Raw genomic sequence first — 21,736 nt, 5'->3', positions numbered from 1 at the left:
TACTTAGGAGGGCAGGCAACACATCGAGGGCAAAGGTTCTGGGCCCGGGGTGAAGATCCTGATCAATTTGCAGGTTGGTTCGGTCAGAGTAAGCGAGCCTGGCAACACCCTTTGCATTCGATTCAAAGGCCGTGCTGACGCAGGTTTTACCTGGAAACCATCGAGGTGGTCGATCCCGCTTGTTCGGTGCAAGGCTTCCTGTGGGAAGGCTGACCGGGGGGATTTGTTCGACCAGAATTGACTTTCAGCTTGGTACTAACGCCGCGGATACTAACGGATTGAACGGGAGAAGGGAAGTGTGGTAGCCAAAATCATTTGGCTTCGCCGTTCCCGGATTACCGCACCCACCGGGCATGATGGGATCCAACGCCCGGTAAAGACTCGCAATCCGACCGATGGTCTTGTTCATTTAAGCCCTGACAGCTGCCTGGATCAGGGTTTTAGCGCGATTTATCCCCAGGCACGGCATCAAAATGCGCCGAAAAAGCGCAGTGATATAACCGTCCCGAAGGTACTTGTGCACATTAATCGCGCAGCCTGTCACGCCACTGTCATCCATCGTTCAAGCGCAGTGGGTGCCTGTAACCAAAATTTAAGTCAATGAAAAACATCGGTTTTTTTTACTGGTGAAAAAATCGTCAGTTTGACTGCAGGCCCCGTTCCACAGGGCTTTGCGAGACTTCAGGGGCGGTTGTCCACTGAGTTATCCACAGCTTCTGTGGATTGTCCCGAGCGCTTGCTCTAGGACGGGCGTGCCGGGATTTTTTCAGCTTTACCTGTAAGAAAAAAAGAGTAGAGTGGCGCGCCTTCCGATCTGCCCACAGTGCTTTATGAAGTTTCGTACACCATCCGCGTCCACCCCTTCCAAAACAGCCACCGTTGCCCCGCCCAAGCGCTTTTCGATGCGCGTGGCCGAATGGCTGCTGGACAGCCCGCGACTGGGCGAAAACACCAACGTCAAACACATCGCCGGGCGATTGCTCAAGCAACCGGCTCGTGAAGGTGTCGTGGCTGCGCAAAGCCGCCTCGGCCAGTTGATGTGCCGCGAATGCGGGAACGCCAGGGATCGCCGCATCGGCCAGGATCTTTTGCGCCAGGCCGCGCGGGCAGGGGATCAGCGCGCGCAGCAGGAACTGGGCCTGATCGAAGACTGAGCTGTCCAAGACCTGACGCCTTGGTTAACCTTCAAGCATTATTTCAATGGCAGGAATGGCTATGGCTATGGACTTGACCAGCGTATTGCTCGGTCTGGGGGGCGCTGCTCTGCCGCTGCTGGTGTTGGCCTGGCAACTTCAACGCAAGGCGAACTCGGCGCAGGCCGGGGTGGCGCTGCTGGAAGAGCGACTGGCCACGGCGCATCTGGCGCAGGATGGCTTGAACGCGCAGCTCGAAGCCTGTCGTGATGAAATCGCTGACCTGGGTCAGGTCAATTCCGGGCGCCAGGCCGACCTCGCCGCCCTGCGCCGTGAAGTCGAGCTGCTGCAAATCGAACGTGACGATGCGCGCGACGCTTCCCACGCCTGGAACATCGAACGTGCCGGCAAGGAAGCCGAATTGCGCCGCCTTGACGCCCAGGCCGCTTCGCTCAACGCCGAGCTGCGCGAGCAGCAGGAAAGCCATCAGCAGCGCCTCAATGACCTGCAGGGGTCGCGAGACGAGCTACGTGCGCAGTTCGCCGAACTGGCGGGGAAGATCTTCGATGAGCGTGAGCAGCGTTTCGCCGAAACCAGCCAGCAGCGTCTGGGGCAGTTGCTCGATCCGCTGAAGGAACGCATCCAGTCTTTTGAAAAGCGCGTCGAAGAAAGCTACCAGACCGAAGCCCGCGAGCGTTTTTCGCTGGCCAAAGAACTTGAGCGCCTGCAGCAACTCAATTTGCGCCTGAGCGACGAAGCCACCAACCTGACCCGTGCCCTGAAAGGGCAGAAGACCCAGGGCAACTGGGGCGAACTGATTCTTGAGCGGGTGCTTGAGCATGCCGGGCTGGAGAAGGGCCGCGAGTACCAGACCCAGGTCAATCTCAAGGGCCCGGACGGCGAGCGCTTCCAGCCCGACGTGATCATTTACCTGCCCGGCGACAAGCAGGTGGTGGTCGACTCCAAGGTCAGCCTGACGGCCTATCAGCAATACGTGGCGGCCGATGACGAAGGCATCAGCCAGATCGCGATCAAGCAGCACGTCCTGTCCCTGCGCAGTCACGTCAAAGGTCTGGCCGGCAAGGATTACAAGCGCCTCGACGGCTTGCACAGCCTGGATTTCGTCCTGTTGTTCGTGCCGATCGAAGCGGCCTTTTCCGCCGCGTTGCAGGCCGAGCCGACACTGTTCCAGGAGGCGTTCGACCGCAACATCGTGATCGTCAGCCCAACCACCTTGCTGGCGACCCTGCGCGTGATCGACAGCCTGTGGAAACAGGAACGGCAAAGCCAGAACGCCCGGGAAATCGCCGAGCGGGCCGGGTGGCTGTACGACAAGTTCGTGTTGTTCATTCAGGATCTGGATGAGGTCGGCAATCGCCTGCAGCAACTGGACAAAGCCTATAGCGCCGCGCGCAACAAGCTGACAGAAGGGCGCGGCAACCTGGTCAGCCGCAGTGAGCAACTGAAGTTGCTTGGGGCGCGGGCCAGCAAAAGCCTGCCGGCGGATTTGCTGGAGCGGGCGATGACGGATGTCGATGGCCTGGTCGAGTTGCCGGAATAGCCAAAAGCTTCGCGAGCAAGCCCGCTCCCACATTTGAAAAATCCGTGAACGCTGGAGATCAACATGTGGGAGCGGGCTTGCTCGCGAAGGCGTCACCACATGCCTGAAGCCCGCGTCACTACAACGGCAAATGCCGGCTCAACAACGCCCGCAACGCCGCCGGTTTCACCGGTTTGGCCAGGTAATCCAGCCCGGCCGCATGCACCTGGGCCATCGTCTCCGGTCGCCCATCCGCGCTGATCACCACGCCAGGCACCGGTTCACCCAATCGGGTGCGCAACCAGGCCATCAACTCGGTGCCCGTTTCGCCGTTGTCCAGGTGGTAATCCACCAGCGCCAATTGCGGACGTACCCCATCGCCCAGCAGCGCCGCGCACTCGTCGCGGTTGCGCGCGGTCCAGACCTGGCAACCCCAGCGGGTCAACAGGCTGTTCATGCCGATCAGGATGCTGTCTTCGTTGTCGATGCACAGCACCTGCGCACCGCCGAGCAATTTGCCATTGAGTTCGGCCACCTTGGCCGGCCACGCGGCTTGCGGTCGGGCCAGGGGGACGCTGACGCTGAACACACTGCCGCGCCCCGGCCAGGAGCGAACGCGCAAGGTGTGGCCCAGTACGCGGCATAACCCGTCGGCAATCGCCAGGCCCAGGCCCAGGCCCTTTTCGGCGCGGGTCTGGTGGCTGTCGAGGCGCTTGAATTCTTCGAAAATCACCTGCTGTTTGTCTTCCGGAATTCCCGGACCGCGGTCCCAGACCTCCAGGCACAGCTCGCCCTGGCGCCGGCGAACCCCCAGCAGCACCGGGCCTTTTGCGTAGCGGAAGGCGTTGGTCAGGAAGTTCTGCAGGATGCGGCGTAACAGTTTGATGTCGCTTTCGATGCGCAGCGCGCTGCCCCTGACGCGGAACTCCAGCCCCTGATCCCGCGCCAGTGCCTTGAACTCGGCACCCAGAGCGTCGAACAACTCACTCAGTGCGAAAGGCTTGGTGTCGGGATTGATCTTGCCGTTTTCCAGGCGGGAAATATCCAGCAGATCGCTGATCAGGTCTTCGGCTGATCGCAGGGAACTGTCCAGGTGCTGCACCAGTTTTTGCGCTTCGCCGGACAAACCGTCGTCCTGATGATTGAGCGCGGCGGAGAACAGTCGCGCGGCATTCAAGGGTTGCATCAAGTCATGGCTGACGGCGGCCAGGAAGCGGGTTTTCGACTGGTTGGCAGCCTCGGCGGTGCCCTTGGCTTCGGTCAGGGCTACGTTCAGTTGCGACAGTTCGTGGGTGCGTTCGGCCACGCGCTGTTCGAGGCTTTCGTTGGCTTCGGTCAGCGCCTGTTCGGCTTCGCGGAACGGGGTGATGTCGGTGAAGCTCATGACGAAGCCGCCGCCGGGCATCGGGTTGCCGATCAGCTCGATCACCCGGCCATTGGGGAACAAGCGCTCGGAGGTGTGGGCGCGGCCCTGACGCATCCAGTGCAGGCGGCGGGCGACGTGCACTTCGGCTTCGCCGGGACCGCACAGGCCGCGCTCGGCGTTATGGCGAATGATGTCGGCAATGGGCCGGCCGACGCTGATCAAGCCGTCCGGGTAATTGAACAGCTCCAGGTAGCGACGGTTCCAGGCCACCAGTTTCAGCGACTGGTCGACCACGCTGATGCCCTGGGTGATGTTCTCGATCGCCCCTTGCAGCAGTGCGCGGTTGAATTGCAGGACTTCCGAGGCTTCGTCGGCGATCCGTACGACGTCCTCCAGTTGCATCTCCCGGCCTTCAATGGCGGCCTTGACCACCGCTCGCGTCGACGAGGCGCCCAGGACACCGGCCAGCAGGCGTTCGGTATGGGCGATCCATTCACCGTCGGCGTTCTGGTTGGGGTTGAAGCCTTTGCCCTGGCGGTAGGCGAAGCGGATGAAGCTCTGGCGCGCGCGCTCCTCACCCACAAAGCGAGCCGCCAATTGCAAAAGATCGTCGATCTGTACCGACAGCATCGAGCGGGCGCTGGGGCGAGAGCTGATTTCCTGGCCGATGAATCGACCGGCCTGCCAGTGTTCCGACACCCGTGTGCGCGACAGCACCGAGACCCAGGCGAACAACGTGAAGTTGCCGGCCAGGGACAGGACCACGCCCTGGGTCAGCGGCGTGATCGGCAGGTTCAGCGGGTTGCTGTGCAGCCACGCCAGGCCGGGGAAGTTACTCAAGGGCAAGCCGAGGCTGTGGGCGGCGATCGGCAGGATCAGGGTGTAGAACCACAGGAAGGTGCCGGCGGCCAGGCCGGCGAAGACGCCGCGACGATTGGCCTGCTTCCAGTACAGCGCACCGAGCATGGCGGGCGCCAGTTGGGTCACGGCGGCGAAGGCGATCTGGCCGATGGTTGCCAGGCTCGCCGTCGAACCCAACAGCCGATAGCTGACGTAGGCCAGCAGCAGAATTACCACGATGCTCACGCGGCGCACCGAGAGCATCCACTGGCGGAACACTTCGAACGGGCGCTCGGCGTTGTTGCGGCGCAGCAGCCATGGCAACAGCATGTCATTGGAGACCATGGTCGAGAGCGCAACACACTCCACGATCACCATGCCGGTGGCCGCGGACGCACCGCCGATAAAGGCCAGCAACGCCAGGGCCGGGTGTGCCTGGGCCAGCGGCAGGCTGATCACAAAGGAGTCCGGCAGCACTGAACTGGGCAACAGCATCTGGCCGGCGAGGGCGATCGGCACCACGAACAACGCCGCGAGGGCGAGGTAGGCCGGAAACACCCATTTGGCCAGGCGCAGATCCTGAGGGTCGATATTTTCCACCACCGTCATCTGGAACTGTCGTGGCAAGCAGATGATCGCCATCATCGCCACGCCGGTCTGCACCACCATTGATGGCCAGTTGACGGTTTCCTTCCAGTATTCCTCAAGGCGCGGGGCGAGCATGGCCTGGTTGAACAGGTCATCAAAACCGTCATACAGCCCGAAGGTCACATACGCGCCGACCGCCAGGAACGCGAACAGCTTCACCAGCGATTCAAAGGCAATCGCCAGCACCATGCCACGGTGGTGTTCCGTGGCATCAAGGTTGCGCGTACCGAAGACGATGGTGAACAAGGCCAGCACCAGTGATACCACCAATGCGGTGTCCTGGGCGCGAACCCCCATGGCATCGGCGCCGGCTCCGATCAGCAGGTTCACCCCGAGGACGATGCCCTTGAGCTGCAAGGCGATGTAGGGCAGCACGCCGACCAGGCAGATCAGGGCCACCACCACCGCCAGCGACTGGGATTTGCCGTAGCGCGCGGCGATGAAGTCGGCGATGGAGGTGATGTTCTCCTGTTTGCTGATCATCACCATTTTTTGCAGGACCCACGGCGCGCAGATCAGCAGCAGGATCGGCCCGAGGTAGATCGGCAGGAACGACCACAGCTGTTCGGCCGCCTGGCCCACCGCGCCGAAAAACGTCCAGCTGGTGCAATAGACGGCCAGCGACAGGCTGTACACCCAGGCACGCACCCGCGGCGGCAACGGCGCGCTGCGACGGTCGCCGTAAAAGGCGATGGCGAACATGATGGCCATATAGGCCAGGGCAACGGCGGCAATCAGCCCGCTGGACAGCGACATGGGAACTCCAGGCAACCAAGGACAGCCGGGCCTCCCGCCCGGCAAGACAGACAGTCTCGCACGATGGCAGGGGTTAGTCAGTGTCGACCAAGGTCGTGGCGTGGCGGGGTGTCGCAGGCGGGGTGTCAGTCAGGTTTTAGGTGCTGGGGCGGGCCTCTTCGCGAGCAAGCCCGCTCCCACATTGGTCCTGCGCGCACCGGTCAAAATGTGCTCGCGAACGCGGTGTCACTGACTCAACGCAATCTCGATCAACCGATGCAGCTCCTCGACCGGCATCGGCGTCTCGGAAAACAGAATGCGAAACACGATGGGGGCGGCCACCAGGTTGATCAGGCGATCGACACCGGGCCGGGGCGCATCCGGGTAGCGATCCAGAATGGCCTGCAATTGCCCGCCAATGATCGTCGCGCAATAGCTTGGCTTGAGGCTCGCCTGTACGTCGCGCAGCATGCAACGACCGGGCTCGGAGCTCATCTCGTCCAGATACTGTTCGGCCCAGGCCCGCACATCGCCTTGCAGGCTGCCGGTCCTGGCCGACTCGGTCTCAGGCTGCATGCGCGCGAGCGCAACGTCTGCCAGCAGCACCGACAGATCGCCCCAGCGCCGATAGATCGTCGAAGGCGTAACCCCCGCGCGCGCGGCGATCAGCGGCACGGTCACGGTGGCGCGATCCTGTTCTTCGAGGAGTTCGCGCACTGCTTTATGAATCGATTCCTGCACCCGGGCGCTGCGGCCTCCGGGACGTAAAACGGGAGCGGTCATCAGGTGTTTCCTGTGTTGCACCGGAGCCAGCCCCGGTTCTGAAAAGCCATGAACCGGACCTTAACACAAAGAATTTGCTTTAAGCGCAAGCCGGTAGCACACTCCGCAAAAGCAAAAAATTAGCTTTTGCGGAGCGTGCCCATGTCCCTGTCTCATTCGAACCGTGCCAGCCTGTGGTTTCTGGCAATCACCTTGCTCAGTTTTCTGGCGGCATCCACGGCGCCAACGCCCTTGTACCACTTGTACCAGGAGCAACTGCATTTCTCGGCTGCCGTGCTGACCCTGATTTTCGGCGTGTATGCCCTCAGTCTGCTGGTGGCGCTGCTGACGGTCGGTTCGCTCTCGGACTACCTGGGGCGCAAGCCGGTGATATTCGCGGCGGTGGTGCTCAACATCGTGGCGATGCTGATGTTCATCTACGCCGACAGTGTCGCCTGGCTGATCAGTGCCCGGGTGCTGCAAGGCTTTGCCACCGGCATGGCGACCGCGGTATTGAGCGCAACGCTGCTGGACACTGACCGCCAGCAGGGGCCGCTGGTCAACAGTGTCGCGCCGTTGCTCGGCATGGCTCTGGGCGGTATGGGATGCGGTTTGTTGGCTGAATTCGCGCCGGCGCCGTTGCACCTGACCTATTGGCTGCTGCTGGCCTTGTTTGCGATGCAGGCCGTGTATGTCTGGCGTTTGCCGGAAAGCGTCTCGCGCCAGGCCGGTGCCTGGGCGTCATTGCGCCCGACCCTGCATGTGCCGGTCCAGGCGCGGCCTACCTTGTGGCGGGTACTGCCGCTGAATGTCGCGACCTGGGCGCTCGGCGGGTTTTATGCCTCGCTGGCGCCTTCATTGGTGCGGGCGGCCACCGGTTCTACCTCGAACCTGATTGGCGGCGCCACCGTGGCCGTCTTGACGGTGACGGGCGCGGCGATGATTTTTACCCTGCGCAATCGATCCGCCACCCAGGCCTTGCGCTTGGGTGCCAGCGCGCTGCCGACAGGCATCGTCCTGATTCTGCTGGGTGTGCACAGCGCCAGTCTTGCATTGTTTTTCCTGGGGACGCTGGTCGCCGGTTGCGGCTTCGGCGCCGGTTTCCTGGGCGCGGTGCGCAGCCTGTTCCCGCTGGCCTTGCCCCATGAGCGGGCGGGACTGATGGCGGCGTACTACGTGCTCAGTTACCTGGCGTTCTGCTTGCCGTCGTTGCTGGCCGGCAACCTCACGCACATTTTCGGCCTGATCAGCACCACCGATGGTTATGGCGCGGTATTGATCATCCTGTCGCTGTGCGCGTTGTTCGCCCTGATTCGCCAGCGCAACGTCAATGCGTGCAGCGCTACGGGGCAGTCATAAAGAAACGGCGCTTTTTAAAGGCGCCGTTTTTTACCAGGCATCAGATCTGCGCAAAGCCGCCGTCCACAAACAGCTCGATGCCGTTGATGAAGCTGCTGTCGTCCGAAGCCAGGAACACCGCGGCCTTGCCCACTTCCGATGGCGTCCCGAGGCGGCCCATCGGCACCTGGCTGGCCAGGTGATCGAGCAGGCCCTGCTGTTGATCGGGCGGCGCGAGTTCGGTCAGGCCCGGGGTGTGAATCGGGCCCGGACTGATCACGTTGACGCGAATCTTGCGCGCCTTCAGATCAAGCAACCATGAGCGCGCAAAGTTACGCACGGCCGCCTTGCTGGCGCTGTAGACACTGAAGTTTTCCGTGCCCTGGGTGGCGGTGGTGGACGCCGTGAGGATCACCGAGCCGCCATCCATGAGCAGCGGCAACGACTTCTGCACGGTGAACAGCAGGCCTTTGACGTTGGTGCCGAAAATCCGGTCGAAGTGTTCTTCAGTGATCTCCCCCAGCGCCTGCATGTCTCCGCCACCGGCGTTGGCAAATACGATGTCCAGATGGCCGGCCTTGGCTTTGATGACGTCGAAGATCCGGTCCAGGTCCGCCAGGTTCGACACGTCGCCCTGAATACCGGTGACGTTTTGGCCGATGCTGCTGAGTGCGGCATCCAGTTCCGCCTGACGGCGGCCGGTGATGAACACAGTGGCGCCCTGGTCGACGAAGGCTTGGGCCGAGGCCAGGCCAATGCCGGTGGTGCCGCCGGTGATCAGTGCAATCTTGCCTTTGAGGGTGCTGCTCATGGGGTCAATCTCCGAGAGTCATGCTGGAAGGTGTCGGTGCTGATGTGCGCCGTTGTCCCCACTCTATGCCGGCGGATTAAGCAGAAAAATCACCTGAATCGGGTTTGTTTGTGCATGGTTGTGGACAATACTCAGGGCTCTTCCCCTGAGGATTCGCCATGAATCAACTACTGGCCATGCGTGTCTTCGCCCGTGTCGTAGAGGCGGGGTCCTTTACCCGGGCCGCCGACTCGCTGAGCCTGCCGAAAACCTCGGTCAGCAAATTGGTGGCCGAGCTGGAGGAGCACCTGGGTGTGCGCCTGTTGCAACGCACCACACGGCGGCTGACGGTCACGGCCGATGGCATGGCTTACTACGAGCGCGCCCTGCAGCTGATGGTTGAACTGGATGACCTGGACAACAGTTTTGCCAGCGCTCAAGGCCGGCCGAGGGGGCGCATCCGCGTCGATGTCGGAGGTTCGGTGGCCAGTATCCTGATCATTCCGGCGCTTGCGGATTTTCATGAGCGTTACCCGGACATCCAGATCGACCTGGGCGTCAGTGATCGTCCGGTGGACCTGATCAGCGAAAATGTCGATTGCGTCATTCGCGGCGGGCCGTTGACCGAGTTGTCCCTGGCGGCGCGGCCCTTGGGCTTATCGTCCTGGACCACTTGCGCGGCCCCGGCCTACCTCGCGCGTTTCGGAACACCGCTTGACCCTCGGGACCTGGACAAGCATCACCGCATCATCAGCTACCACTCGGCCCGCACGGGGCGAGTGATGCCGGCGCGTTTCGAGCGCAACGGCGAGAAAATCGAAGTGCAGGGTCGTGGCATCGTCAGTGTCAACGAAAGCAATGCCCACCTGGCGGCGGGGCTGGCGGGGCTGGGGGTGATCCACACCTTCACCTACACGGTTCAAGCGCACATCGAGCGCGGTGAGTTGGTGCCGATCCTTCAAGACTGGCGCCCTCCTCGTTATCCGTTTCATGTGCTGTATCCGCCGAATCGCCACTTGAGCAATCGGGTCCGGGTATTTATCGATTGGTTGACGCAGGCGTTCGCCGGTATGCACTAGCCTGGGTGGGGTTGTATATCTGTTAAATAGATAACAGTTAGAGATATTACCCGTTATATCGATATTCGATTGGGATCTATGATGGGCTCAACCTCACCAGAGGACAGGAGTTCGCCATGAAATGTCCCAACACCGCCACTCTCAGTCTCAAACCCTTCAGCGCCTTGCAGCACCCGCGCGAAGTCATTCGCCAGTTCACCCCGAACTGGTTCGCCGCGACCATGGGCACAGGTGTCCTGGCCCTGGCGCTGGCGCAATTGCCCATTGCCAGCCCCGTATTGCACGCCATTGCCGAAGCGCTCTGGCAGTTCAACATCGTGCTGTTCCTGATGTTCACGGCGTTGTATGCGGCGCGCTGGGTGCTGTTCTTTGATGAAGCGCGACGGATTTTCGGCCATTCCACGGTTTCGATGTTTTTCGGCACCATTCCCATGGGCCTGGCGACCATCATTAATGGCTTCCTGGTGTTCGGTGTGCCGCGCTGGGGCGATGGCGTGGTGCAACTGGCCGAAGCGTTGTGGTGGCTGGATGTGGCGATGGCCTTGGCGTGCGGTGTGCTGATCCCTTACATGATGTTCACCCGCCAGGAACACAGCATCGACCAGATGACCGCCGTGTGGCTGTTGCCCGTGGTGGCGGCGGAAGTGGCGGCGGCCAGCGGTGGCCTGCTTGCTCCTCATCTCGCCGATGCCCATTCGCAACTCGTGGTGCTGGTGACCAGCTACGTGCTCTGGGCCTTTTCCCTGCCGGTGGCGTTCAGCATTCTGACCATTCTGCTGCTGCGCATGGCGCTGCATAAACTGCCCCACGAAAACATGGCCGCCTCCAGTTGGCTGGCATTGGGCCCGATCGGCACAGGCGCGCTGGGCATGTTGCTGCTGGGCGCCGAGGCGCCGGCGATTTTCGCCGCCAACGGTTTATCGGGCATCGGTGAAATCGCGGCCGGGCTGGGCCTGGTCGCCGGCATCACGTTGTGGGGCTTCGGCCTTTGGTGGATGCTGATGGCGGTGCTGATCACCTTGCGTTATCTGCGCGCCGGCATCCCGTTCAACCTCGGCTGGTGGGGTTTCACCTTCCCGTTGGGCGTCTATTCTCTGGCAACCTTGAAGCTGGCCAGCACGCTGCACCTGGCGTTTTTCAGTGTCGTCGGTTGTGTGCTGGTGACAATGCTGGCCCTGATGTGGCTGATTGTCGGCAAGCGCACGTTGCAGGGCGCATGGCGGGGCGAGCTGTTTGTCTCGCCGTGCATTGCAGGATTGAAGAAATGATCGGCCAGGTTTAGGTAATGTGTGGCCTGGATCGAAGTTCGACATTCCAATAACCGTATCCACGCCAACCCACCATCAGGGACACATGGACGATGAGTCACCCCTCGCAATTCACCTTGTTGCGCACCCGGCGCTTCCTGCCGTTCTTCGTGACGCAGTCCCTCGGGGCGTTCAACGACAACATCTTCAAGCAGTCGTTGATCCTCGCCATTTTGTACAAGCTGACGATCGACGGTGACCGTTCGATCTGGGTCAACCTGTGTGCCCTGCTGTTCATTCTGCCGTTCTTTCTGTTCTCGGCGCTGGCCGGGCAGTTCGGGGAAAAGTTCGCCAAGGACGCACTGATCCGCCTGATCAAGCTGGGGGAAATCGCCATCATGGCGGTCGGCGCGATCGGCTTCCTGTTCGATCACCTGTGGCTGATGCTGCTGGCGCTGTTCGCCATGGGCACGCACTCGGCGCTGTTCGGGCCGGTGAAGTATTCGATCCTGCCACAGGCCCTGCATGAGGATGAGTTGGTCGGTGGCAACGGCCTGGTGGAAATGGGCACCTTCCTGGCAATCCTGGCGGGGACCATCGGTGCCGGGGTCATGATGTCGTCCAGTCACTACGCCCCCGTCGTTTCCGCCGCGATCATCGGCATCGCCGTGCTCGGTTACCTGGCCAGCCGCGGTATTCCGCGGGCTGCGGCGGCAACGCCGGACATGCGCCTGAACTGGAACATTTTCAGCCAGTCCTGGGCCACGCTGAAACTGGGCCTGGGGCAAACCCCGGCGGTGTCGCGCTCGATTGTCGGTAACTCATGGTTCTGGTTCGTCGGGGCGATCTATCTGACGCAGATCCCGGCCTATGCCAAGGAATGGATGCACGGTGACGAAACCGTGGTGACGCTGATTCTTACCGTGTTCTCGGTCGGTATCGCGGTGGGTTCGATGCTGTGCGAGAAACTGTCCGGTCGCAAAGTCGAAATCGGCCTGGTGCCGTTCGGCTCGTTCGGCCTGACCGTATTCGGCCTGCTGCTGTGGTGGCATTCCGGCGGCATTCCTGACAGTGCTGCGGGGCATGGCTGGATCGAAATCCTCGGCTTTGGCCACACCTGGCTGGTGTTGCTCGACATTCTCGGCCTGGGGGTGTTCGGTGGTTTCTACATCGTGCCGCTGTACGCGCTGATCCAGTCCCGCACGGCCGAGAACGAGCGGGCGCGGGTGATTGCCGCCAACAACATTCTCAATGCGTTGTTCATGGTGGTGTCGGCAATTGTCTCGATCATCCTGCTGAGCATGGTCAAGCTGTCGATCCCGCAGTTGTTCCTGGTGGTGTCGTTGCTCAACATCGGCGTCAACGCCTACATCTTCAAGATCGTCCCGGAGTTCACCATGCGTTTCATGATCTGGCTGCTCAGCCATTCCATGTACCGCGTGGAGCATCGCAACCTGGACCTGATACCCGATGAAGGCGCGGCGTTGCTGGTGTGCAACCATGTGTCGTTCGTCGATGCCTTGCTGATCGGTGGGGCGGTGCGTCGGCCGATTCGCTTTGTGATGTACTACAAAATCTACAACCTGCCGGTGCTGAACTTTATCTTCCGCACGGCCGGGACCATTCCGATTGCCGGGCGTCACGAAGACATCCAGATCTACGAAAAAGCCTTCACGCGCATTGCCCGGTATCTGAAGGATGGCGAGTTGGTGTGCATTTTCCCTGAGGGGAAATTAACGACCGATGGCGAGATCAACGAGTTCAAGGGTGGGCTGACGCGGATTCTCGAAGAAACGCCGGTGCCGGTGATTCCGCTGGCCTTGCAGGGGCTGTGGGGGAGTTTCTTCAGCCGCGATCCGGGCAAGGGGCTGTTTCGCCGGTTGTGGTCGCGGGTGACATTGGTGGCGGGGCCGGCGGTGGCGGTCGAGGTGGCGGAGCCGGCGAAGTTGCAGGCGCTGGTGGGGGATTTGCGGGGTGCCGTTAGATAGGCGGTGATGGTGCCGGCCTCTTCGCGGGCAAGCCCGCTCCCACATTGGATCTTCAGTGAACGCAGCGTTTGTGTGTGGGAGCGGGCTTGCTCGCGAAAGCGGTAGGCGCTTAAGCGCTGACCTTGAGCCCGACCAACCCGGTAATGATCAACGCCACGCTCGCCAGTCGAATCAGCGCCATCGATTCCCCAAACAGAATAATCCCGGCGATCACCGTGCCGACGGCACCCACGCCCGTCCAGATGGCATAGGCCGTGCCCAGCGGCAATTCCTTCATGGCAAGGCCCAGCAAGCCAAGGCTGACAGCCATGGCTGCAATGGTGAGGGCAGTGGGGAGCGGGCGGCTGAACCCGTCGGTGTATTTCAGGCCGACGGCCCAGCCAACTTCGAACAGGCCGGCGAAAAACAGAATGATCCAGGACATGAGAGACCTCCATCGATTGACGGGGTCGTCCCCAGATTAATGACTCGATCGAGCCGCGAGGTCGTCCTCGCGTTGCGCAATATAGTGCCCAGCATTAATCCGGGGATCAAGTTTTCGTATCAATCGGTGGCTTGCCCGGCAGCGATTTCCCGGTCCTGTTTCTCGCTCATGCGACGGAAGTACGTCGACAGCAGTGCCCCGGAGATGTTGTGCCAGACGCTGAACAGCGCGCTAGGCACCGCCGCCAGCGGCGAAAAGTGCGCACTGGCCAACGCAGCGCCCAGGCCGGAGTTCTGCATGCCGACTTCCAGGGCCAGGGATTTTCGCTGGGCCAATGGCAGCTTGAACAGGCGCCCGGTGAAATAGCCCAGCAGGTAGCCGAAGCTGTTGTGCAGCATGACCACGGCCATGATCAGCAGGCCGGACTCGGCGATTTTCGCCTGGCTGGCGGCCACCACGGCGGTAACGATGATCACGATGCTCACCACCGACACCAGCGGCAACACGTCTACCGCGTGGCGAACCCGGTCACCGAGCAGGCGCTGGGCCACGACGCCGAGCACGATCGGCAGCAGCACCACTTGCAGGATCGACCAGAACAATTCCATGAACGAGACCGGCAACCAGGCCGATGCCAGGAGCCAGATCAGCGCCGGGGTCAGCAACGGGGCGAGGAGGGTGGTCACGGCAGCGATGGCCACCGACAGCGCCAGGTCCCCGCGTGCCAGCCAGGTCATCACGTTCGAAGAAGTGCCGCTTGGGCAGCAGCCGACCAGGATCACGCCGACGGCGATCTCCGGCGGCAGATGGAAGGCCTGGCAGAGCAACCACGCCACGCCGGGCATGATCACGAAATGCGCAACCACGCCCAGGGCGACGCGCCATGGATGGCGGGCGACCTCTGCGAAGTCTTCGAGCTTGAGGGTCAGGCCCATGCCGAACATCACCAGGCCCAGCAGCGGCACGATGGCGCCCTTGAGGCCGATGAACCATGCCGGTTGCAGGAATGCCACGACAGCGAATATCAGAACCCAGTAAGCGAAGGTGTTGCCGACAAAACGACTCAATGCAGCCAGTGCGCGCATGGCTTTATCCTTGTTATGTGAAAAGCGTTAGGGAGCTAAGCATACGTCGTCTGCAAAAAAAGATCGCAGCCTTCGGCAGCTCCTACAGGGAAAAGAAAGTCCCTATGTAGGAGCTGCCGAAGGCTGCGATCTTTTTCAAACGCCAAGGATCAAGACAATCAGATGCCCTGCGGCGTCTCCTCGCCCCCCAACGCCTCAACCAGCGCCGGCAGGAAGTCGCCGAAGGTCAGCATCATCAGGGTGAAGCTGGCATCCAGCTGGCCGAGGGCTTCATCACCGCCGTCCTGTTCCGCCTGGTCTTGCAGCAGGTCTTCGAACTTCAGGCGCTTGACCACCATTTTGTCGTCGAGGACGAAGGACAGCTTGTCCTGCCAGGCCAGCGACAACTGGGTGACCACCTTGCCGGTGCTCAGGTGCAGCTGGATTTCTTCGCTGGTCAGGTCCTGACGCTTGCAGCGCACGATGCCGCCGTCTTCGTGGGTGTCGCGCAGCTCGCACTCGTCCAGTACAAAGAAATCGTCCGCGGCTTTCTGGGTGGTGACCCACTCGGTCATGGTCGCGGTCGGGGACATCTTCACGGTCAGCGGGCGCACCGGCAGGGTGCCGATCACTTCACGCAGGGTAGATAGCAGGTCTTCGGCGCGTTTCGGGCTGGCCGAGTTGACCAGGATCAGGCCCTGTTTCGGCGCAATGGCGGCGAAGGTCGACGAGCGGCGGATAAAGGCGCGCGGCAGGAAAGCCTGGATGATTTCATCCTTGATCTGGTCGCGTTCCTTCTTATAGACCTTGCGCATTTGTTCGGCTTCGATCTCTTCGACCTTTTCCTTCACCGCATCGCGCACGACGCTACCCGGCAGGATGCGTTCTTCCTTGCGCGCGCTGATCAGCAGGAAGTCACCGCTGACATGCACCAGCGGGGCATCTTCGCCCTTGCCGAACGGCGCAACGAAACCGTAGGTGGTCAACTCCTGGCTTGCACATGGGCGCGCCAGTTTGGTGGCCAGTGCAGTTTCCAACGCCTCGGCATCAACAGGCAGATCTTGGGTCAGGCGATAGATAAGCAGGTTTTTGAACCACATGGGGTGAGTCTCTCCTTTATACAAAGGCGGGCATTATTGTCTTCGCCGGGTCATAGGCCAACCCTTCTCTAAGCCTTTGGAAGGCCTGAGAAAATTAATTAAAAAAGTGCTTGCCAGAGGGTGGGTCGCTCCGTAGAATGCGCGCCACACCGAAGCGAAGGGTGATTAGCTCAGCTGGGAGAGCGTCTGCCTTACAAGCAGAATGTCGGCGGTTCGATCCCGTCATCACCCACCATTCGTTTCAAGTGTTTAGCGCAGCGGTAGTTCAGTCGGTTAGAATACCGGCCTGTCACGCCGGGGGTCGCGGGTTCGAGTCCCGTCCGCTGCGCCATATTCGGTAACCTGGAACACTGAACGCCAGGTCACCACGGAAAAGCCCGCTAAAGCGGGTTTTTTTCTGTCTGCAGTTTGACTGTTGTACCGCGGGATGTGTCGTTTTACCGGTTTCAGATTTTTTTGAAAAATTTATCAATTAAATCAACACTTTATGAAAACCTGTGGCATAATGTGTCCCGCAACGAAGGTAAAGGGTGATTAGCTCAGCTGGGAGAGCGTCTGCCTTACAAGCAGAATGTCGGCGGTTCGATCCCGTCATCACCCACCACTTTCAACGCTACGCGCAGCGGTAGTTCAGTCGGTTAGAATACCGGCCTGTCACGCCGGGGGTCGCGGGTTCGAGTCCCGTCCGCTGCGCCATATTCGGTAACCTGGAACACTGAACGCCAGGTCACCACACAGAAAGCCCGCCTTGTGCGGGCTTTTTGTCGTCTGGCGTTTGGTCATTCCTGCTTTTTGCAGGAGCGAACCTGTCGAATCGTCGCGATGGTCGTTAACGATCACGCGGGATATCTGATACCCCCGTGGTGTTCTCGGGTTCATCGCGAGCCTGCTCGCTCCTACAGTTCGATATTTAGGCTATTGCCCTGTATTGCGTGCGTGGCGGTAATCACTGACGGCTTCATAAACGGCTTTGCGAAGTCGATTGATACCGCCAATCGGGCGATGCGCCTCGATTCCAAACCATGGATTGAATGACAGGTTGTCGCATTGCAGGTTCAGCGCCGGCGTATCGAAATCCTGCGCCGGTACTGTAATCCGCGCCACGGTCTGGAATGGCGCATCCTTCTCGCTCCACTCAATACTGGTGTCTTCAATCGGCATGTACCTGTTTGCGTCCTGACGCTGGATCTGCAGGGCGAAGCACGCCGGCGCACGATCGGTCGACAGCTGTTGGTTCAAGGCACTGCGCAGGAAATTCGGCAACTTCTGGTTTTGTGTCGGCAGGGTATAGCTTGGGCAACTTGCCGGATCTGGCATCACCCGAAACTTGGCATTGGCGTCACCGAACTTGTAGGGTGAAACAGAAAAGTAAGTCGTGTGGGTCGGGCTCGGCGGGGCAGGGGACAATGTCGCCAAAGCGATGAACAAATGACGAACCTGCCAGCTACGCGGGTCCCAGCCCGGAAAGAACGCCATCACCTTTTTGCCATCCGCCTGAGCCGCGACGTTCTGCCGATACTCGGCGACATCGCTGACGAAGAAATTCGGATGGCTGAACATCACGAAATCCTGTTCGCTCCTTGGCTGTCGATCGCTCAACAGTTGTTGGCCTGGCACATCGAGCAGCTTGAGCGCCATGCCCCGTGCGTCACGAATGCTGTCGAACTGCGGGTAGGCGTTGCCGTTGGACAGACGCATCGTCGCTCGCCAGTTTTTACCCGGCTCACTGAACACACCCTGGCGCAGCTCGCCTGCCAAGTCCGGCAGCACCTGGACTTCAGCCTGCACGCAGCCGTGGGCCTTGGCGTGGGCATCGCGCAGATAGCGAGTGCTTTCACGGTGCTGGTCGACGATGCGCACGGCAGTCTGAATGATCTCCTGGGTCATTGCCGTTTCGCCGTCCGGAATCAGTTCCTGTGCCGAGACCGGCCCGCGGTGCTGCCCGGCAAACCACGCCGTGGCCAGTGCCCAGCCCAGTAACCCAAGCCCCATCAACCACAGCAGTGTCTTGCCGAGAAAAGCGCCCAGGCGCAGCCAGAGGGTCTTCAGCATGCGGGGGTCCTTTTGATCATGGCAATTGCGACTCCAATGGGCCGCCCAACACTTTCAGATACTCCAGCAGCGCCCAGCGCTCCTGCGGCTGCAGCAGGCGTCCGATCACGCCGTTGCCGCGCTTGCCGGAGCGGAATTCATGGCCGCTGTTGTGGTTACCGGTCATGCGTGTGTCGAACAGAAAACCGTTGGGAAAAGCTTCGGTGCGATAACCCAGGTGGTTCGGGTCGTACTCGAACGTGCCTTTGTAGAACGTCGTCGCGCGTTCATCCTGCGGCGAGAGCAGCTGGAAAAGGCTGGGCACCGAACCGTTGTGCAGAAACGGCGCCGTTGCCCACACACCCGCCAGGGGGCGAGCCTTGTAGGCGCGCAGCTCGCGTACACCGATCGGCAAGCCGAAGCCGTCCATTTCCGCCCGCTCGACGGGGGTAATCCCCGCCTCGCGATACGCCCGGTTTTCGACGAACGCCGTGACATAGGCCAGTCCCTTGGCCACTGACATCTGGCTCAGGTCCAGCGGTTCGACGGGTTTTGGATCGACGTCCAGTTGCTCCAGCTCCTTCTGGCTCCATCGCAGCGCCGTCAGGTCGAAACGGTGGTCGGCGATGTTGTTGGCAGCCCCGGGATCGGTGCCGATGTAGTCGACCGGGAGCATTTTCAGGTGCTGCACGTATCGCCCTTCACCCTGAGTCACACGCGGTACGTGGCAGCCGGCACAATTTTCACTGAACAGGGCACGGCCTTTGGCGGCCAGGGGTTTATCGATTTTCCCCAGCAGTGCTTCTGGCCAGGCGGGTGGCTCCAACCGTTGCAGGGTTTGTTCGATCCGATGTAAATCGCGCACTCGCACACTGGAGGGGTAGCGGTCATCGCCCATCAGCGGCTGTCGGTTGCTGTCAAAAAAGCTCAATGTGGCGCCCACGCCCAGGGCTTCACCGATATTGCGTGCCATGGGCTGCTGCGCCGAGCCATTCCACTGCACCCAATCGAAGGTCCACATGTCCCACAACTGTGGATAGTCGACAGGGGCGTTGGCGACGCGGTAGTTGGCGGGGGAAATCGCATCGCCAAAGCTGGCATTGGCGATGCGCCCGAAGGCGTCGGTGCGTCCAGGGCCTTCTTCGGTGGGGTAAAGGCCGCGATGGGTGTCGTTCCAGGCCACTTTCAGGAAGGTGTCGAGGGACACTTTGAAATCCTTGCGCAGTTGCCGGTGTCGCGCCTCGTAGTCGGCGCCCAGGACCTTGCGGGCAAAGCGTTCGAATTTCCACGGGTTGTAGTAAGTCGAGGCCAGACTGGCGACCAGTGCTTGTCCGAAACTGCCTCCACGCAATGTAGGCACACTGGAGGGTAAGACGTGCTGCGCCGATCCGCCGTCGATCCTCACGGCCTGGCCGTTGAAACGCAGCTCGCCGGTGTGGCAGGCGGCGCAGGTAATATCCAGAAATGTATCCGTGCCGCCCGGATTTTGATGGCGGGCAAAGCCCACCGGCAGATTGCCGGGGTTGTTCGGCGCGGGTTTTTGGCCGGGGTCAATCAGAAAGCCAAAGCGCGCGAGGTATTCGGGGGCGGCGAAGCGTTGTGAGGAGAAGGGCAGCTCAAGCGCGGTGAACCAGTCGTAGCGCAGGCCTTTGACCTGGGTGCCTTGCGGTGTGAAGTAATAAGTCTGGCGATCGTCGGCGCTCCATTGCTCCAGGTAATGCACCTGTTGCGCGGGGCTCCAGCGCGGCAATTGGGGGTTGGCGACGTAATACAGGATCACAGCGAGACCCACGCCCAGCAGGACGACGATCAGGATCAGCAAGCGAAATAAGAGGCGCAAGATGAACATCCTTGTCGATTTGTTCTACTGTTATGCCTGAGCCCCAAGTGAGCGGCAAGTGGCCATTACGTCGGCGCTTGTGGGATAAGGAATCTTCTTGCGCGAGAGCGAGATGACAGAAGTTTCATCATCTACACTGCGAAAAGCGTTTAAACACCTGAACTTATCGCAAATGCCCGGCTCTCATGCCGGTAGCCATTGGTCGTGGCCGCCTGATAAGCTCGCGGCTTTACTCGATTGCCCTTTAGGCGCATGAACAAGGAAATAGCATGAAACAGCATCGGTTGGCGGCGGCGGTGGCCCTGGTTAGCCTGGTACTTGCGGGTTGCGACTCGCAGACCAGCGTAGAGCTGAAAACCCCGGCGCAAAAAGCTTCCTACGGCATTGGTCTGAACATGGGCAAGAGCCTGGCTCAGGAAGGCATGGATGACCTGGATTCCAAAGCTGTTGCCCAGGGCATCGAAGATGCCGTCGGTAAGAAAGAACAGAAACTCAAAGATGAAGAATTGGTTGAAGCCTTTGCCGCACTGCAAAAGCGTGCCGAAGAGCGTATGGCCAAGATGAGCGAAGAGTCGGCAGCCGCCGGCAAGAAATTCCTCGAAGAAAACGCCAAGAAATCCGGTGTCGTGACCACTGCGTCGGGTTTGCAGTACGAAGTGGAAAAGAAAGCCGATGGCGCCCAGCCGAAGCCGACTGACGTAGTGACCGTTCACTACACCGGCAAGCTGACTAACGGCACCGTTTTCGACAGCTCCGTCGAGCGCGGCAGCCCGATCGATCTGCCGGTCAGCGGTGTGATTCCGGGTTGGGTCGAAGGCCTGCAACTGATGCATGTCGGCGAGAAGTACAAGTTGTACATTCCAAGCGAACTGGCTTACGGCGCGCAAAGCCCAAGCCCGGCAATCCCGGCCAACTCGGTGCTGGTATTCGACCTGGAACTGCTGGCGATCAAAGATCCCGCAAAAGAAGACGCCGCCAAGTAATCAGCGTCTGCTTGAAAACAACGCCTCGCTTTTGCGGGGCGTTGTTGCATCTGGCGTGCGGCGCGGGTAAACAAAGCGAACAGATGCTGTAGGCTGCAGTCATAGCCATTGTGGGGCTGGCGCTAACCGCGTCAGACCGCCAAGTCAATGAAATATTGGGTTTTTTTCGATGAGTAAAAAACGCCCGATCTAAGCTCAGCCCTTGTGGAACGGGGCTTTCAGCGCTGAAAAGCAGCTCTGTTCACAAGGTTATCCACAATTTGTGTGGATAACATTTCCGTGGGAGAAACTCATGAAAGCACCCTGGAATTTTGCGCGTTTCCTGCCATTGGCGGGACGTTTGCTCGCACGTGGGCGCTTGCCGACCTTGTTGTTCGCGGTGGCCAGTAAAGGCGCCAGCCAGGGTAACCGGCTGGGCAAGTTCAAGGATGATCTGCGTCTGCTGCAAGCACTTTGCCTGGCCTACTGGCGCGGTGAGTATCGTGCGATCAGTCCGAAAGCCGTGGTCTCGGTCGTGGCAGGCCTGATGTACTTTCTCAGCCCGCTGGATGCGATTCCGGATTTCCTGCCCATGTTCGGCATGCTCGATGACATCGCGGTGCTGGGTTGGCTGATGAAAGTCCTCGACGATGAACTCAACGCCTTCCGGGTCTGGCGCAAGCGTCAGGTGCCCGAGAAACTGGCGGTGGTCGAGCGCTTGCCCGATACACCTGAACAACTTCAACTCCAGGGACCGAAAAAACGCTGAGTCGATAAAGTCTCCTCCACAGATAGATACCCCCCGCGACCTTGGCCGCTGTTAGGATTACACTTCTAGGGAAAAGTGCC

At 60.7% G+C, this 21,736-nt stretch carries 16 protein-coding genes and 4 tRNA genes; 12 read left to right on the top strand and 8 right to left on the bottom strand.

Annotation, left to right across the window (positions count from 1 at the left end):
- The first annotated feature begins 830 nt into the window (after positions 1 to 830).
- Complete coding sequence (locus F8N66_RS24775; protein WP_150772658.1) at positions 831 to 1,154, top strand: sel1 repeat family protein; 324 nt, start codon at positions 831 to 833, stop codon at positions 1,152 to 1,154.
- A gap of 175 nt (positions 1,155 to 1,329) precedes the next feature.
- The gene (rmuC, locus tag F8N66_RS24770; RefSeq protein WP_191623054.1) at positions 1,330 to 2,694 is read left to right on the top strand and encodes a DNA recombination protein RmuC; all 1,365 of its coding nucleotides are present in this window, start codon (positions 1,330 to 1,332) and stop codon (positions 2,692 to 2,694) included.
- A gap of 118 nt (positions 2,695 to 2,812) precedes the next feature.
- Here rmuC and F8N66_RS24765 read toward each other — a convergent pair whose 3' ends face one another.
- Together F8N66_RS24765 and F8N66_RS24760 are read right to left on the bottom strand one after the other, a co-directional pair.
- A complete protein-coding gene (locus tag F8N66_RS24765) occupies positions 2,813 to 6,283 on the bottom strand; it encodes a hybrid sensor histidine kinase/response regulator (RefSeq protein ID WP_150772656.1) in 3,471 nt (1,156 codons plus the stop codon).
- A 225-nt stretch (positions 6,284 to 6,508) separates the two neighbouring features.
- Entirely contained in the window at positions 6,509 to 7,045 is a 537-nt protein-coding gene (locus F8N66_RS24760) for a TetR/AcrR family transcriptional regulator (RefSeq protein ID WP_150772655.1), read from the bottom strand.
- Positions 7,046 to 7,186: 141 nt separating this feature from the next.
- On the opposite strand from F8N66_RS24760, the gene F8N66_RS24755 reads away from it, so the two are divergent.
- Positions 7,187 to 8,383, top strand: coding sequence for an MFS transporter (locus F8N66_RS24755; RefSeq protein ID WP_150772654.1), 1,197 nt, complete (start codon positions 7,187 to 7,189; stop codon positions 8,381 to 8,383).
- A 40-nt stretch (positions 8,384 to 8,423) separates the two neighbouring features.
- Here F8N66_RS24755 and F8N66_RS24750 read toward each other — a convergent pair whose 3' ends face one another.
- Entirely contained in the window at positions 8,424 to 9,173 is a 750-nt protein-coding gene (locus tag F8N66_RS24750) for an SDR family NAD(P)-dependent oxidoreductase (RefSeq protein ID WP_150772653.1), read from the bottom strand.
- A 158-nt stretch (positions 9,174 to 9,331) separates the two neighbouring features.
- Here F8N66_RS24750 and F8N66_RS24745 point away from each other — a divergent pair, with 158 nt between their 5' ends.
- The 3 genes from F8N66_RS24745 to F8N66_RS24735 all read left to right on the top strand — a co-directional run bounded on the left by F8N66_RS24745 (position 9,332) and on the right by F8N66_RS24735 (position 13,466).
- The gene (locus tag F8N66_RS24745; protein WP_150772652.1) at positions 9,332 to 10,231 is read left to right on the top strand and encodes a LysR family transcriptional regulator; all 900 of its coding nucleotides are present in this window, start codon (positions 9,332 to 9,334) and stop codon (positions 10,229 to 10,231) included.
- Between the two features lie 116 nt (positions 10,232 to 10,347).
- On the top strand, positions 10,348 to 11,499 hold the full coding sequence (locus F8N66_RS24740) for a TDT family transporter (RefSeq protein ID WP_150772651.1): 1,152 nt from the start codon (positions 10,348 to 10,350) through the stop codon (positions 11,497 to 11,499).
- Positions 11,500 to 11,591: 92 nt separating this feature from the next.
- The gene (locus F8N66_RS24735) at positions 11,592 to 13,466 is read left to right on the top strand and encodes an MFS transporter (RefSeq protein ID WP_150772650.1); all 1,875 of its coding nucleotides are present in this window, start codon (positions 11,592 to 11,594) and stop codon (positions 13,464 to 13,466) included.
- A 109-nt stretch (positions 13,467 to 13,575) separates the two neighbouring features.
- Here the strand turns inward: F8N66_RS24735 and sugE are convergent, their stop codons facing one another.
- The 3 genes from sugE to rdgC all read right to left on the bottom strand — a co-directional run bounded on the left by sugE (position 13,576) and on the right by rdgC (position 16,054).
- Positions 13,576 to 13,890: a quaternary ammonium compound efflux SMR transporter SugE gene (gene sugE, locus F8N66_RS24730; protein WP_150772649.1), complete on the bottom strand. Its 315-nt coding sequence runs from the start codon at positions 13,888 to 13,890 to the stop codon at positions 13,576 to 13,578.
- Positions 13,891 to 14,009: 119 nt separating this feature from the next.
- The gene (locus F8N66_RS24725; RefSeq protein ID WP_150772648.1) at positions 14,010 to 14,975 is read right to left on the bottom strand and encodes a bile acid:sodium symporter family protein; all 966 of its coding nucleotides are present in this window, start codon (positions 14,973 to 14,975) and stop codon (positions 14,010 to 14,012) included.
- A 158-nt stretch (positions 14,976 to 15,133) separates the two neighbouring features.
- Positions 15,134 to 16,054 carry a recombination-associated protein RdgC gene (gene rdgC / locus F8N66_RS24720; RefSeq protein WP_008060875.1) on the bottom strand — a complete coding sequence of 307 codons (921 nt, stop codon included), beginning with the start codon at positions 16,052 to 16,054 and terminating at the stop codon, positions 15,134 to 15,136.
- 159 nt (positions 16,055 to 16,213) lie between these two features.
- Here rdgC and F8N66_RS24715 point away from each other — a divergent pair.
- The 4 genes from F8N66_RS24715 (at position 16,214) to F8N66_RS24700 (ending at position 16,750) form a co-directional block, all read left to right on the top strand.
- Positions 16,214 to 16,289 (top strand) — tRNA-Val (locus tag F8N66_RS24715).
- Positions 16,290 to 16,308: 19 nt separating this feature from the next.
- Positions 16,309 to 16,385, top strand: a tRNA-Asp gene (locus tag F8N66_RS24710).
- Between the two features lie 197 nt (positions 16,386 to 16,582).
- Positions 16,583 to 16,658: transfer RNA gene (locus F8N66_RS24705), tRNA-Val, on the top strand.
- A 15-nt stretch (positions 16,659 to 16,673) separates the two neighbouring features.
- Positions 16,674 to 16,750, top strand: a tRNA-Asp gene (locus F8N66_RS24700).
- A gap of 219 nt (positions 16,751 to 16,969) precedes the next feature.
- Here the strand turns inward: F8N66_RS24700 and F8N66_RS24695 are convergent.
- Positions 16,970 to 18,106, bottom strand: a complete 1,137-nt coding sequence (locus tag F8N66_RS24695; protein WP_150772647.1) for a catalase family protein — start codon at positions 18,104 to 18,106, stop codon at positions 16,970 to 16,972.
- A 16-nt stretch (positions 18,107 to 18,122) separates the two neighbouring features.
- The gene (locus F8N66_RS24690; RefSeq protein WP_150772646.1) at positions 18,123 to 19,925 is read right to left on the bottom strand and encodes a di-heme-cytochrome C peroxidase; all 1,803 of its coding nucleotides are present in this window, start codon (positions 19,923 to 19,925) and stop codon (positions 18,123 to 18,125) included.
- A 269-nt stretch (positions 19,926 to 20,194) separates the two neighbouring features.
- Here F8N66_RS24690 and F8N66_RS24685 point away from each other — a divergent pair, with 269 nt between their 5' ends.
- Together F8N66_RS24685 and F8N66_RS24680 are read left to right on the top strand one after the other, a co-directional pair.
- Complete coding sequence (locus F8N66_RS24685) at positions 20,195 to 20,908, top strand: FKBP-type peptidyl-prolyl cis-trans isomerase (protein ID WP_150772645.1); 714 nt, start codon at positions 20,195 to 20,197, stop codon at positions 20,906 to 20,908.
- Positions 20,909 to 21,200: 292 nt separating this feature from the next.
- Positions 21,201 to 21,656 (top strand): YkvA family protein, encoded by a 456-nt coding sequence (locus tag F8N66_RS24680; protein ID WP_150772644.1) that lies wholly within the window; start codon positions 21,201 to 21,203, stop codon positions 21,654 to 21,656.
- Positions 21,657 to 21,736: the final 80 nt, after the last annotated feature.

The organism is Pseudomonas fluorescens, from assembly GCF_902498195.1.
GTDB classification, from domain to species: Bacteria; Pseudomonadota; Gammaproteobacteria; order Pseudomonadales; family Pseudomonadaceae; genus Aquipseudomonas; species Aquipseudomonas fluorescens_BU.
Note: the sequence above shows the minus strand (reverse complement) of the source record. Positions and strands in the feature narration are given on the sequence as shown.